We start from the raw sequence: 12,650 nt of genomic DNA on the forward strand, positions 1-12,650 counted from the left end.
TGCTCATCCCTTCAGCGAGCCGACCATGGCCCCCTTGACGAAGTGCTTCTGCACGAACGGGTAGACCAGCAACGGCGGGATCATCCCGATCACGATCAGCGAGTACTTGAGCTGCTGCTGGAGTTCCTTCAGCTGCGCGAGCTTGCTCGTGTCGGGCATCTGCGACGGGTCGACCTTGCTCTGGATGAGGATCTGCCGCAGCACCACCTGCAGCGGGAACAGGTGCTCGTTGGTCAGGTAGATCAGCGCGTTGAAGAACGTGTTCCACTGGCCGACGGCGTAGAAGAGCAGGTTCACGGCGATGATCGGTTTGCTCAGCGGCAGCACGATCCGCCAGAAGAACCCGAAGTCGCTGCAACCGTCGACCCGCCCGGCCTCGACCAGCTCCTCGGGGATCGTCACCATGAAGTAGGTCCGGGTGATGATCACGTTCCAGACCGCCATCGCGGTCGGCAGGATCATCGCCCAGCGGGTGTTCAGCAGGCCGAGCTGATCCACGACCAGGTACGTCGGGATCAGCCCGCCGCTGAACATCATCGTGAACACGAACGCCGCCATGATCAGCCCCTTGCCCGGCAAACCCTTGCGGGACAGGGGGTACGCCGCGAGCAGCGTGAGGACGGTGGCGACACAGGAGCCGGCGACCGCGTAGAACACGGAGTTGCCGAAGCTGCTGACGATCGCGTCGTAGTCGAAGATCGCCTTGTACGCGTCCAGCGTGAAGCCGACCGGCCACAGCCACACCTCGCCGGCCGACACCTTCTTGGTGTTGCTGACCGAGGCGCTGAACACGTAGACGATCGGGTACAGGATCGCGAGGCAGAACAGGCCGAGGGCCGTGTAGATACAGGCCAGGGCGATCTTGTCGCCGCGGGTGTCCTGGATCGGCGCGCCTCCGCCCAGCCGCCGCTCGTCCGGCGGCAGGGTCCCGGCGGCACTCATCCGTTGTAGGTCTCGTAGGCGGCCTGCTGCAGGTCCAGGTACGGTTTCACGCCGATCTTCTCGACCCGGTCCTTGAAGTCGTTCCAGGCGCCGTCGTCGTTCGGGTCCAGCTGCCCGGTGACGAACTTCGAGAACGACAGGCTGACCTCGCCCTTCAGGTTCGTCTTCAGCTCCGCCTCCTGCGCGGCCTGGTCCTGGTCCAGGGTGACCGGCGGGAACTGCATCTCCTGCGGCTGCTTGTAGGGAAAGTAGTTGTCCACGGTCTGCTGGTAGAGCGGCTTCTCGAAGGTCAGGTCCTTCGGGTTCACCCGCTCGGCGAGCCGGAAGTCCTGCGAGCGGTACATCGTGTTGTCCTGGCTCCAGCTGATGTTCTTCTCGGTGTTCCAGGTCGCCGAGAAGCCGTACACCGCCTGCTTGCCGTTGATCCCGAGCTCACCCTTCTTGGCCCACTCGAACTTCGGGCCGCCGTACCCGCGCAGGATCGCCTCCAGCTCCATCTGCGCGTCGGCCCACTGGACCAGCAGCTCCGGCTTCGCGCACTTCTTCGTGATCACCAGCTTCGCCACCTCGACGCCGACGCCGAGGTAGTTCCAGGCGGCGTACCGGACGCCGTTCGGCCCCTTCAGCGGCGGGACCGCGAGGTACTTGCGCCAGCGGGCGTTCGGGTCCTTCTGGTCGATGTCCAGGAAGCCGCCCCAGTAGTACGAGCGGGCGCCGCCGATGATCGGCTTGCCCGGCGCGTTGCCGTAGCGGTCCATCTGGTCCTGGTCGGCCGTGAACACGTCCTTGTTGATCAGGCCCTCGGCGTACATCCCGTGGATGAACTTCAGGCCCTCGCGCCACTCGTCCTTGGTGAAGGTCACGTCGACCTTGCCGTCGTTCACCACCAGCCACGGATCGCCGGGGTTGTAGAGGAACGAGTTCATGAAGAACGTGTCGAGCGGCGCGTCCTTGTAGCCGCAGAACGGGATCGTCCGGCCGTTGCCGCCGAGGTCGGCCTTCTTGAACGCGCGCAGCAGCTCGACGAACTCGTCGGTGGTCTCCGGGACGTCCAGCCCGACCTGCTCGATCCAGTCGGTGTTCAGGAACGTGCGCCCGTTGCTCGCCCGGCAGTGGTAGCAGTCGTTGACGTTCGGGAACGAGTAGATCTTCTTGTCCGGCGCCTGGACCAGCTTGCGGGCGTCCGGGTAGTCCTTCATCGCCTGCTGCAGGTTCAGCGCGTACGAGCCGATGTACTGGTCGACGTCGGTGAACAGGCCCTGCTGGCCGTACAGGAACAGCTGCGACCGGCTGAAGTGGATCCCCATGAAGGCGTCCGGGATGTCGCCGGCGGCGATCATCGCGTTCACCTTGGTCATGATGTCGTCGTCGGTACCGCCGATCTGGTTCCACTCGATGTGGATGTTGGTCTTCTGCTCGAGCCACTTCGTGAACGCGTTGGTTCGCCAGTCGCCGATCGTCACGTCCTGCGGTACGACGATCTTGAACGTGACCTTCTCCGAGGAGATTGGCTTGAGCTCGCGGGCGACCGGGCCGACGTACCCCTCCGGGTACTGCACGGTCGTCAGCTTCGGGCCGAGAGTGACGCTGGGCGCGGCCTGCCCGGCGGCGCCGGTGCCGCTGCTCGCACTGCTCGAGCCGCTGCACCCGCTGAGCAGACCGCCGCCGGCTGTCGCCGCGGTCAGTCCGATCGCCCCCGCGATGAGTGATCGACGGCTGAGTCCTTTGCGCGCGTCGTCGTTCGGCATGGTTCCTCCTGGCGGCTGGTCGGAACGAAGTCGATACGAGATCCGATACGAATATCCAATAGGATCTCGGATCTTTGCCCGGGAGAATGACATAGATCAGGACGCTACGGAAGAGCTCGCCGCCACTGAAAGAGATCGACCGATCACTGTTCGTATCTTGCGCGGCAAGCGGTTACCGCTTGCGTGCGGTCACCCAAATTCCTTGCGCTGAAGAAAGGTCCCGGGACCGGCCTGGGTAGGGTGCTGGGCATGCCGACGCCGAAGTTCATCCGCGATCTGCGCGAGAAGATCGGGCACGACCTGCTGTGGCTGACCGGGATCACCGGGGTGGTGCTGAACGACGCCGACGAGGTCCTCCTGGTCCGGCGGGCCGACACCGGACGCTGGGCCCTGGTCGCCGGAATCCTCGAGCCCGGCGAACAACCGGCGACCGGGCTGGTCCGCGAGATCCAGGAGGAGACCGCGGTCCAGGCCGTCGTCGAACGCCTGGTCAGCATCGAGTCACTGCCCCCCAGCAGCTACCCCAACGGCGACCAGGTCCAGTTCCTCGACCTCTGCTTCCGCTGCCGCCCGATCAGCGGCACCCCCCGCGTCAACGACGACGAGTCCCTCGAGGTCCGCTGGTGGCCCCTCAACGCCCTCCCAGACCTCCCCGACCGCGAACAGACCTGCATCAAGAACGCACTCTCCCCCGACCCGGCCCCGGTCTACGCCACGTCGTAGGAGGCGGCCTAGTGGGCGGCTTCGTGCCAGGTGCGGCCGATGCCTACCGAGACGTCGAGGGGGACGGCCATGTCGACGGCGTGGCCCATGTCGTGGCGGACCAGTTCCTCCAGGGACTCGCGTTCGCCCGGGGCGATCTCGAAGACCAGTTCGTCGTGGACCTGGAGCAGCATCCGTGACTTCAGGCCGGACTCGTGCAGTGAGCGGTCGACCTTCAGCATCGCCATCTTGATGACGTCGGCGGCCGAGCCCTGGATCGGGGCGTTCAGCGCCATCCGCTCGGCCATCTCCCGGCGCTGGCGGTTGTCGCTGGTCAGGTCCGGCAGGTAGCGCCGGCGGCCCAGGATCGTCTCGGTGTAACCGGTCTTGCCGGCGTCGATCACGATCGACCGCAGGTAGTCCCGGACCCCGCCGAAGCCCTCGAAGTACTCGTCCATCAGGCCCTTGGCCTCGTCGACGCCGATCTTCAGCTGCTGGCTCAGCCCGTACGCCGACAGGCCGTACGCGAGGCCGTAGTTCATCGCCTTGATCTTCGCGCGCTGCTCCTGGGTGACGTCACCAGGCTCGACCGAGAACACCCGGGACGCGGTCACCGAGTGGAAGTCCATCCCGGAGTTGAACGCGTCGATCAGGCCCTGGTCCTGCGAGACGTGCGCCATGATCCGCATCTCGATCTGGCTGTAGTCCGCCGACATCAGCGACGCGTAGCCCTCGCCGACCACGAACGCCTGCCGGATCCGGCGGCCCTCCTCGGTGCGGATCGGGATGTTCTGAAGGTTCGGCTCGGTGGAGCTCAGCCGCCCGGTCGCCGCGATGGTCTGGTTGAACGTCGTGTGAATCCGGCCGTCGCGCGGGCTGATCGTCTTCAGCAGCCCCTCGACCGTCTGCCGCAGCCGGGTCGCGTCCCGGTGCGCCAGCAGGTACGCCAGGAAGGGGTGCTCGGTCTTTTCGAACAGCGCCTGCAGCGAGTCGGCGTCGGTGGTGTAGCCGGTCTTCGTGCGCTTGGTCTTCGGCATCTGCAGCTCGTCGAACAGCACCACCTGCAGCTGCTTCGGCGACCCGAGGTTGATCTCCTTGCCGATCACCTCGTACGCCGCCGTGGCCGCTTCCCGGACGCCGGTGGCGAACCGGTCCTCGAGCTCCTCCAGGTATGGCCGATCGACCGCGATGCCGTCGCGCTCCATCCCGGCGATGACCTCGATCAGCGGCAGCTCGACGTCCGCGAGCAGCGCCGTACCGGCCTGCTTCTCGAGCTCGGCGTCCAGGGTGTCGGCGAGGTCCGCGATCGCGCGCGCCCGCAGCATGGTGTGGTCCGCGGCCGGACCGCCCTCGACGTCGTCGAAGCTGAGCTGACCGTTCTCCGCCTCCTCGTTGCGCAGCTCGCGCTTGAGGTAACGCACCGTCAGGTCGGCCAGATCGTAGGCCCGCTGGTCCGGGCGGACGAGATACGCGCTCAGCTGGGTGTCCGAGCTGAGGCCGGCCAGCGTCCAGCCGCGCTCCAGGAACCCGAGCAGCGGGCCCTTCACGTCGTGCAGCGCCTTCGGCTGCTTCTCGTCGGCCAGCCAGGCCTGCCACGCCGAGTCGTCGTCCGGCGTCATCGTGGTCGGGTCGAACCAGGCCGCCGCACCGGACGCGTTCGCCAGCGCCAGCCCGGTGATCTGACCGGTGCCGCCGCCCCAGCTGCCCTGCACCGCGACGCCGACGCGCTCGCCGCCGCTGACGTGCTCCTTGAGCCAGGCGCCCACCTCGCCCGGCTTCAGCTGCGCACCGTCCAGCTCGAACCCGTGGTCGACGGTGGCGTCGACCTCCTCGTGCTCGGCGACCAGCCGCTCGCGCAGCACCCGGAACTCCAGGCTGTCGAACAGCGTGTGCACCTTCTCCCGGTCCCACGGCACCCGGGCCAGGTCGTCGACCGCGACGTCCAGGGTGAGGTCGCGGACCAGCTCGTTGATCTGCCGGTTCCGGATCACGTCGGCGAGGTGCTCACGGAGCGACTCGCCGGCCTTGCCCTTGATCTCGTTCACCCGGTCGACGACGTCGTTCAGCGAGCCGAACTGGTTCAGCCACTTGGCGGCCGTCTTCGGCCCGACACCGGGCACGCCCGGGAGGTTGTCGCTCTGCTCCCCCACCAGCGCGGCGAGATCCGGATACAGCCGGGGGCCGACGCCGTACTTCTCCTCGATCGCGGCCGGGTCCATCCGGGCGATCTCGGACACGCCGCGCTTCGGGTACAGCACCGTGACGTTCTCGTTGACCAGCTGGAACGAGTCCCGGTCACCGCTGCTGATCAGCACCTCGAAACCCTGCTCGGACGCCTGGGTGGCGAGCGTCGCGATGATGTCGTCGGCCTCCCAGCCGTCGATCTCCGTGGTCGGGATCCGGAGCGCCTCCAGCACCTCCTTGACCAGCGAGATCTGGCCGCTGAACTCGTCCGGCGACTTCGACCGGCCGGCCTTGTACTCCGCGTACTGCTCGGTGCGGAAGGTCTTGCGGGAGACGTCGAACGCGACGCAGACGTGCGTGGGCTGCTCGTCGCGGAGCATGTTGATCAGCATCGAGGTGAACCCGTACACCGCGTTGGTGTGCTGGCCCGTGGTGGTGGAGAAGTTCTCCACAGGGAGCGCGTAGAACGCCCGGTAGGCCAGCGAGTGCCCGTCCAGCAGCAGGATCCGCGGTCGCCCGGCGCCCGGGGTCGCGGAATCCTTGGTCATCGTCGTCGTATCCGTCTCTGCAGCCACATACCGACTCTAGTGGCTCCCGGGGACAGTTCTGACACACTGCTTCCGTGACAGATGAATCGAACCTCGGACCGGGCATGGCCCTGGAGGGCACCCTCCTGCAGACGATGGGAATCGTCGTCGCCGAGGCGACCGCGGAGCGGGTCGTCGCCACCATGCCGGTGAAGGGCAACACCCAGCCGTACGGGCTGCTGCACGGCGGCGCGTCGTGTGTCCTCGCCGAGAGCCTCGGCTCGATCGGTTCCGCCCTGCACGCGGCGACGTACGGCAAGGTCGCGGTCGGTGTGGACATCAACGCGACCCACCACCGCGCGGTCCGCGACGGGGTCGTCACCGGCGTCGCGACCCCGATCTACCTCGGCCGGACGACGACGTCGTACGAGGTGATCGTCACCGACGAGCGGGACAAGCGCGTCTGCACCGCCCGGATCACTTGCCAGCTGATTCAGGCTCCGCCCGGGAGCTGACCGCGCGGCGGGCGATCGCCGAGCGCCGCGACGACAGCAGGGCGAGCAGGTTCGGTGCGTGCTCGGCGTTGAGCCGGCGGCGCACGGTGTGCGTGTTCGCGAACCGCAGTACGCCGGCCTGCCCGAGCCCGAGCCGGGCCAGGAACCGGTTCGCCTCGCGGGCGATCGCGGGCGCCACCACGGCCAGGTGCAGGCAGCTCTCGTGCTCGGCCCAGGCGACCGCCTCCGCGATCAGCGCCTTGCCCAGGCCGTGCCGGCGGGCCGAGTCGCTGACGTGCAGGTACTCGATCGTGACCGTGGTGTCGTCGTGCAGCGGGCTGATCACGGTCCGGCGCAGGTAGGCCATCCCGTGCACCTGGCCGTCCAGCTCGCCGACCAGCAGCCGGCCGAACGGATCGTCCAGGTGCTTGCTGACGGCAACCTCGGCGGCGGCCTCCGACGGCGGCGCCGGGAGCCGGGACGGCAGACCCGCGGCGGTGCTGAGCTCACGCCACATCGCCACCAGGGCGGCGGCATCGCCCGCACGGGCGTCCCTCACCTCGACGGCAGCCACCACAGCGACCTCCCGGTCCGGTCCACCCCCGAGGTGAACAGACGGGCCGATACGCTCGTCCTCGCGCAACAGTAGGCCCTCGGGGGTCACATGCAAAGCTGACAACAGCGGTCTGGAGACCAGTTTGTTCATCGGAATCGGGACCGTCGTGAACGTCGCGACGGTGCTCGTCGGCTCGGTACTCGGCGTACTCGTCGGGCACCGCCTCAGTCACCGCACCCGCGATCTCGTCACCGACGCGCTGGGACTGGTGACGCTCCTGATCGCGATCAGCGGGGCACTGACGGTGAGCGACGACGTGCTCAGCGACGCCGTCGGCGACAGCGCGCCGATCCTGATCGTGCTCGGCGCGATGCTGATCGGCGGGATCATCGGTTCGCTGCTGCGGATCGAGCAGCGGCTGGAGGACTTCGGCGGCTGGCTGCAGCGCCGGTTCGACCGCGGCGAGGGCCGCAGCACCTTCGTCGAGGGGTTCGTGTCCGCCTCGATGGTGTTCTGCGTCGGCCCGCTCACGTTCCTCGGCTCGTTGTCCGACGGGCTCGGCCGCGGCGCCGACCAGCTGTTCCTGAAGGCGGTGCTGGACGGCTTCGCGGCGATCGCCTTCGCCGCGTCGTTCGGCTGGGGCGTGGCGGCGTCCGCGCTGGTCGTCCTGGTGGTCCAGGGATCGATGACCGCGGTCGGGGCGATCCTCGGCGACGTCCTGCCCGACGCCCATGTGACCGCGCTCGGCGCGACCGGCGGCGTGATGCTCATCGGTGTCGCGCTCAGACTTCTGAAGCTCAAGCAGGTCGCCGTGGCCGACCTGCTGCCCGCGCTGCTCGTCGCGCCGTTGCTGGTTCAGCTGCTCGTTGTCATCCGCAACTGAACCAGCAACGCCTCTGTCGATCCCGGGTCAGTCCTCGCCCAGGTAGGCCTTGCGGACCGAGTCGTTCACCAACAGGTCCCGACCGGTGCCGGACAGCACGATCTTCCCGACCTCGAGCACGTAGCCGTAGTCGGCCCGCTTCAGCGCGGCCTGGGCGTTCTGCTCGACCAGCAGGATCGTCGTGCCCTGCTGCTGCAGCTCGGTCACCGTGGTCATGATCCGCTTCATCATGATCGGTGACAGACCCATCGACGGCTCGTCCAGCATCAGCAGCTTCGGCCGGCTCATCATCGCCCGGCCCATCGCCAGCATCTGCTGCTCACCGCCGGAGAACGTCCCGGCCGGCTGCTTGCGCCGCTCCCCCAGGATCGGGAAGAGGTCGTACGCCGCCTGCAGGTCGCCCCGCACACCTCCCGGGTCCTTGCGGGAGAACGCACCCAGCATCAGGTTCTCCTCGACCGACAGCCGCGGGAAGATCCGCCGGCCCTCGGGCGAGTGCGCCAGCCCGCGGGTGACGATGTCGTGCGCCGCCACGTGGTCGATCCGCTCGCCCTGGAACCAGATCTCGCCGCCGGTCGGCCGGAGCAGGCCGGAGATCGTCTTCAGCGTGGTGGTCTTGCCGGCGCCGTTGGTGCCGATCAGCGACACCACCTGCCCCTGCTCCACGCTGAAGCTGATCTTCTTCACGGCCCGGATCTTGCCGTAGGCAACTTCCAGGTCCTTGACCTCGAGCATCGTGGTCATGGGGCCTCCCCTCCGGGTACCTCGTCCTCTTCGTCCTCGCCGGTGCCGATGTAGGCCTCGATCACCCGCGGATCGGACTGCACCTCGTCGGGCGTGCCCTCGATCAGGGTCTGCCCCTGGACCAGGCAGAGCACCCGGTCGCAGAGGTTGAAGATGAACCGCATGTCGTGCTCGATCACCACGACCGACAGGCCGGAGTCCCGGATCTTGAAGATCAGGTCACTGGCCTGCCGGGTCTCCTGCGGATTCATACCGGCCGTCGGCTCGTCCAGCAGGATGAGCTTCGGGTCGGTGGCCAGCGCCCGCGCGATCTCGAGCCGGCGCTGGTCGCCGTACGGCATGTTCCGGGCCAGGTGCTCGGTGAACCGGCCGAGACCGACGAAGTCGAGCAGCTCCTGGGCCCGGGCCCGGGAGGCCGCCTCCTCGCGGCGGAACTTCGGGCCGTGCAGCACCGAGGTGATCGCGCCCGAGCTGGTCCGGCAGTAGCGCCCGACCATCACGTTCTCCAGCGCGGTCATGTTCGCGAACAGCCGGATGTTCTGGAACGTCCGCGCCATCCCGGCCCGGACCACGGCCCGGGGCTTGGGCGGCAACGGCGTACCGGAGAACCGGACCTGCCCGCTGGTCGGCTTGTAGAGGCCGGTGAGGCAGTTGAAGAACGTCGTCTTGCCGGCCCCGTTCGGACCGATCAGGCCGACGATCTCCCCTTCGCGCACCGTCAGGTTGACGTCGTTCACCGCCAGCAGACCACCGAACCGCATGGTCACGCCGGAGGCCTCCAGAACCGGGGCGCCGATCGAACGCTCGGCCGTGTTCTGGGTGTCGGTCACCGTCATTTCGCCTCCTCGACAGCGAGCCGTTCCTCTTCGACCTCGACGGCCAACGCCTCGTCCTCCTCGTGGAACTCGAGCTGGCGCCGCTTGCTCGCCACCAGGCCCTCGGGACGGAACCGCATCATCAGCACCAGCAGGATGCCGAACAGGAACAGCCGGTACTCCGAGAAGAACCGCAGCTTCTCCGGCAGCAGCTTCAGGATCGTCGCACCGAGCAGCACACCGGCGATGGTGCCCATACCGCCGAGCACGATCGCGGCGAGCAGGAACGCCGACTCCAGGAAGATGAACTGGTCCGGACTGACCGCGCCGTCCTGATGGGCCTTGATGGTGCCGGCCAGACCGGCCAGGAAGGCGCCGACCGCGAACGCGAGCAGCTTCAGCCCGAAGACGTTCACGCCCATCGCCTCGGCGGCCTTCTCGTCCTCCCGGATCGCGACCCAGCCACGGCCGATCCGGCTGTTGTTCAGCCGGGCGAATGTCAGGATGACGAAGCCGAGCAGGAGCAGCAGCAGGAAGTAGTAGTTCGAGAACCGGCCGAGCTCGATGCCGGCGACCGTGTGCGCGTCGCCGAAGTTGAACCCGAACAGTTCCAGGTCCGGGATGCCGGGGATACCGTTCGGCCCGTTGGTCAGGTTCGGGCCGTTGTTGCCGTCCAGGTTGAACATCGAGAACCGGAAGATCTCACCGAACCCGAGCGTCACGATGGCCAGGTAGTCACCCGAGACCCGCAGTGTCGGCGACCCGATGATCAGGCCCAGCAGAGCCGCCACACCGGCGCCGATCAGCATCACCAGCAGGAACGGCGGTTTCCAGCCGATGGTCGCGAACGCCGACGTCGACAGCGTCGCGGCGACATACGCACCGGAGCCCAGGAACGCGATGTACCCGAGGTCCAGCAGACCGGCCAGGCCGACCACGATGTTCAGGCCCATCGCGGTCGCGCTGAAGACCAGCACCGAGCCCGCGATCGACATGTTCGCGTCCGAACCGTTCTGGGTGAACGGGAACAGGAACGCCGCCGCGAACGCCGCCAGCGTGAGCACCTTGCGGTGCCGCTGCCCGGCGTGCGACATGAACGTCATCGCCCCGGTCCGGAACAGCCCGGTCGCGCCGGTTGCGACGAACACCAGGCACAGGATGAACGACCACGCGTCGCCCAGCCCGAGCGCGTACGCCGCGAGGAAGAGCACCACCGCCATCATCGCGGAGATCAGGAAGATCTCCAGCCAGTCCGGCAGGCGCGCGTGGCTCATGTCCCGCAACTGGTGCAGTGGCAGCAGGTACGCCGACACCGCGATCAACGCGGCACCGACGAGCGTGACGTACGCACCGGGGTTGACGTTGATCAGGCCGTCGGACTCCACCGAGATCGCGACGATCACCAGCACCATGTACAGCGTGAGGCCGACGCCGAAAGCCCGCAGGCCGAGCGTCGCGTCCAGCCAGGTGCCCAGCTTGGTCAGCGGCCCCCGCTCCGCCAGCAGCAGCACCAGCGAGAGCACGGCGACGATGATCGCGAGGATCTGCAGGCCGCCCGGATAGAAGTTGATCGAGAGGTCGTTCAGGATCGACTTGTCGTAGCTCCACGACAGGAACGATCCGACGATCACCAGCGCCACGCCGACCAGGCCCAGCGGCCACGCGATCGGCTTGCCCGGCTTCGCCACCGGGGCCTCGGCGACGTCGTCGACAGGAGTCTCCACGTCGGTCATGCGCGGTCCACCACCCTCGCGCCCAGCAGGCCCTGCGGCCTGAACACCAGAACCAGGATCAGGATGACGAAGGCCCAGACGTCCTTCCAGGTACTACCGCCGAACTGCCCGGGGATGTACTGGGTGGCCATCGCCTCGATGACGCCGAGCACCAGACCACCGACGACGGCGCCGAAGATGTTGCCGATCCCGCCGAGCACCGCGGCGGTGAACGCCTTCAGACCGGCCAGGAAGCCCATCCGGAACTCGATGTTGGTGTTCTGCAGACCCTGCGAGACACCGGCGATCGCCGCCAGCACCGCACCGAGGGCGAACGCGACCACGATGATCCGGTCGACGTTGATCCCCATCAGCCGCGCGGTGTCCGGGTCCTGCGACACGGCCTGCATACCGCGGCCCATCCGGGTCCGGTTGACGAAGAACCAGAGCAGCACGGAACAGACCGCGAGCGCCCCGATCGTGAAGATCGCGGACCGCTGGATGGTCACCCCGCCGACCTGCAGGGCCGTGCCGGTCACCACATCGATCTGCGGGAACGGGATGCGCAGCTTGGCGCTCGGCCAGTCGACGTTGCTGATCAGCTTCTCGTAGAGCACCCAGCTGACTTCCGCGATCACGACCGCGCCGGCAGCGGCAGCGGCGATCGCCGGTACCGGCGTCTGGTTCCGGGCGCGACGGCGTACGGCCGCACCGGCCAGCCACCCGATCGCGGTACCGACCAGGGCGCCGAGCACGACCACGCCGACGATCAGCAGGGCGTTCAGGTCGGGGTTGACCAGCCGGACGACGACCCACACCGCGACAGCGCTGCCGGCGGCGCCGAGCAGCGGGGCGCGGTCGAACCACTTGGAGACCGGGTGGCTCAGGTCGATCTTGGCCACCCGCCCGCCGATCAGGTAACCGACGCCGATCGCCAGACCCGTGAGCACCACGACCGTCCACTCGGGCTGGTCGTAGAACAGGCGGACGAACTCCTGCAGGAACACGGAGATACCGATCGCCGTGATCAGCGGTGCGAGTCGTGGCGCGTTCCGCAGGGGACGGTACGCGACACGTTCCATGGCCACCGCGGTGCCGACCGACGCGATCATCGCGCCGACGATCATCACCGGCAGGATCCACACACTGGTCTTACCGTTGAAGAACAACAGGTACGTCGTCAGTGCGCCGAACGCACCGATCATGAACACCTCGCCGTGGGCGAAGTTGATGAGCTGCACGATGCCGTACACGACGGTGTACCCGACCGCGATCAGGGCGTACAGCGAGCCCAAGGTCAACCCGTTGACGAGCTGCTGCAAGAACTGGTCCACGTCGACCTC

11 protein-coding genes are annotated in these 12,650 nt (G+C 67.7%); 3 read left to right on the forward strand and 8 right to left on the reverse strand.

Annotated features, from left to right (window positions below; genetic code table 11):
- Positions 1-3: 3 nt before the first annotated feature.
- Together ACWEOO_RS09235 and ACWEOO_RS09240 are read right to left on the reverse strand one after the other, a co-directional pair.
- Positions 4-942, reverse strand: coding sequence for a carbohydrate ABC transporter permease (locus tag ACWEOO_RS09235; protein WP_359929710.1), 939 nt, complete (start codon positions 940-942; stop codon positions 4-6).
- Positions 939-2,690, reverse strand: coding sequence for an extracellular solute-binding protein (locus ACWEOO_RS09240; protein WP_452142551.1), 1,752 nt, complete (start codon positions 2,688-2,690; stop codon positions 939-941). The genes ACWEOO_RS09235 and ACWEOO_RS09240 overlap by 4 nt, the downstream gene beginning before the upstream one ends.
- A 249-nt stretch (positions 2,691-2,939) precedes the next feature.
- Between ACWEOO_RS09240 and ACWEOO_RS09245 the strand changes: the two genes are divergently transcribed.
- Positions 2,940-3,413, forward strand: coding sequence for an NUDIX hydrolase (locus tag ACWEOO_RS09245; protein ID WP_452142552.1), 474 nt, complete (start codon positions 2,940-2,942; stop codon positions 3,411-3,413).
- Between the two features lie 8 nt (positions 3,414-3,421).
- On the opposite strand, the gene polA is transcribed toward ACWEOO_RS09245, so the two are convergent.
- Positions 3,422-6,124: a DNA polymerase I gene (gene polA, locus ACWEOO_RS09250; RefSeq protein ID WP_452142596.1), complete on the reverse strand. Its 2,703-nt coding sequence runs from the start codon at positions 6,122-6,124 to the stop codon at positions 3,422-3,424.
- Between the two features lie 74 nt (positions 6,125-6,198).
- Here polA and ACWEOO_RS09255 point away from each other — a divergent pair, with 74 nt between their 5' ends.
- Positions 6,199-6,618: a hotdog fold thioesterase gene (locus tag ACWEOO_RS09255; protein ID WP_452142553.1), complete on the forward strand. Its 420-nt coding sequence runs from the start codon at positions 6,199-6,201 to the stop codon at positions 6,616-6,618.
- Here the strand turns inward: ACWEOO_RS09255 and ACWEOO_RS09260 are convergent.
- The gene (locus ACWEOO_RS09260; protein ID WP_452142554.1) at positions 6,581-7,171 is read right to left on the reverse strand and encodes a GNAT family N-acetyltransferase; all 591 of its coding nucleotides are present in this window, start codon (positions 7,169-7,171) and stop codon (positions 6,581-6,583) included. The genes ACWEOO_RS09255 and ACWEOO_RS09260 overlap by 38 nt on opposite strands.
- A gap of 124 nt (positions 7,172-7,295) precedes the next feature.
- Here ACWEOO_RS09260 and ACWEOO_RS09265 point away from each other — a divergent pair, with 124 nt between their 5' ends.
- Positions 7,296-8,036 (forward strand): DUF554 domain-containing protein, encoded by a 741-nt coding sequence (locus tag ACWEOO_RS09265; RefSeq protein WP_452142555.1) that lies wholly within the window; start codon positions 7,296-7,298, stop codon positions 8,034-8,036.
- 27 nt (positions 8,037-8,063) lie between these two features.
- Here ACWEOO_RS09265 and ACWEOO_RS09270 read toward each other — a convergent pair whose 3' ends face one another.
- The 4 genes from ACWEOO_RS09270 to ACWEOO_RS09285 are packed head-to-tail and all read right to left on the reverse strand — an operon-like array spanning position 8,064 to position 12,641.
- Entirely contained in the window at positions 8,064-8,780 is a 717-nt protein-coding gene (locus ACWEOO_RS09270; protein WP_452142556.1) for an ABC transporter ATP-binding protein, read from the reverse strand.
- On the reverse strand, positions 8,777-9,616 hold the full coding sequence (locus ACWEOO_RS09275; RefSeq protein WP_359929721.1) for an ABC transporter ATP-binding protein: 840 nt from the start codon (positions 9,614-9,616) through the stop codon (positions 8,777-8,779). The genes ACWEOO_RS09270 and ACWEOO_RS09275 overlap by 4 nt, the downstream gene beginning before the upstream one ends.
- On the reverse strand, positions 9,613-11,328 hold the full coding sequence (locus ACWEOO_RS09280) for a branched-chain amino acid ABC transporter permease (protein ID WP_452142557.1): 1,716 nt from the start codon (positions 11,326-11,328) through the stop codon (positions 9,613-9,615). The genes ACWEOO_RS09275 and ACWEOO_RS09280 overlap by 4 nt, the downstream gene beginning before the upstream one ends.
- Positions 11,325-12,641, reverse strand: coding sequence for a branched-chain amino acid ABC transporter permease (locus tag ACWEOO_RS09285; RefSeq protein WP_452142558.1), 1,317 nt, complete (start codon positions 12,639-12,641; stop codon positions 11,325-11,327). Before ACWEOO_RS09285 ends, ACWEOO_RS09280 begins: the two co-directional genes overlap by 4 nt.
- Positions 12,642-12,650: the final 9 nt, after the last annotated feature.

Source organism: Kribbella sp. NPDC004138, from assembly GCF_053603655.1.

What these genes read in the sequence shown, in the direction of transcription:
- ACWEOO_RS09235 (WP_359929710.1), bottom strand. Translation starts at nt 942, where the DNA reads ATGAGTGCCGCCGGGACCCTGCCGCCGGACGAGCGGCGGCTGGGCGGA.
- ACWEOO_RS09270 (WP_452142556.1), bottom strand. Translation starts at nt 8,780, where the DNA reads ATGACCACGATGCTCGAGGTCAAGGACCTGGAAGTTGCCTACGGCAAG.
- polA (WP_452142596.1), bottom strand. Translation starts at nt 6,124, where the DNA reads ATGACCAAGGATTCCGCGACCCCGGGCGCCGGGCGACCGCGGATCCTG.
- ACWEOO_RS09275 (WP_359929721.1), bottom strand. Translation starts at nt 9,616, where the DNA reads ATGACGGTGACCGACACCCAGAACACGGCCGAGCGTTCGATCGGCGCC.
- ACWEOO_RS09245 (WP_452142552.1), top strand. Translation starts at nt 2,940, where the DNA reads ATGCCGACGCCGAAGTTCATCCGCGATCTGCGCGAGAAGATCGGGCAC.
- ACWEOO_RS09280 (WP_452142557.1), bottom strand. Translation starts at nt 11,328, where the DNA reads ATGACCGACGTGGAGACTCCTGTCGACGACGTCGCCGAGGCCCCGGTG.
- ACWEOO_RS09240 (WP_452142551.1), bottom strand. Translation starts at nt 2,690, where the DNA reads ATGCCGAACGACGACGCGCGCAAAGGACTCAGCCGTCGATCACTCATC.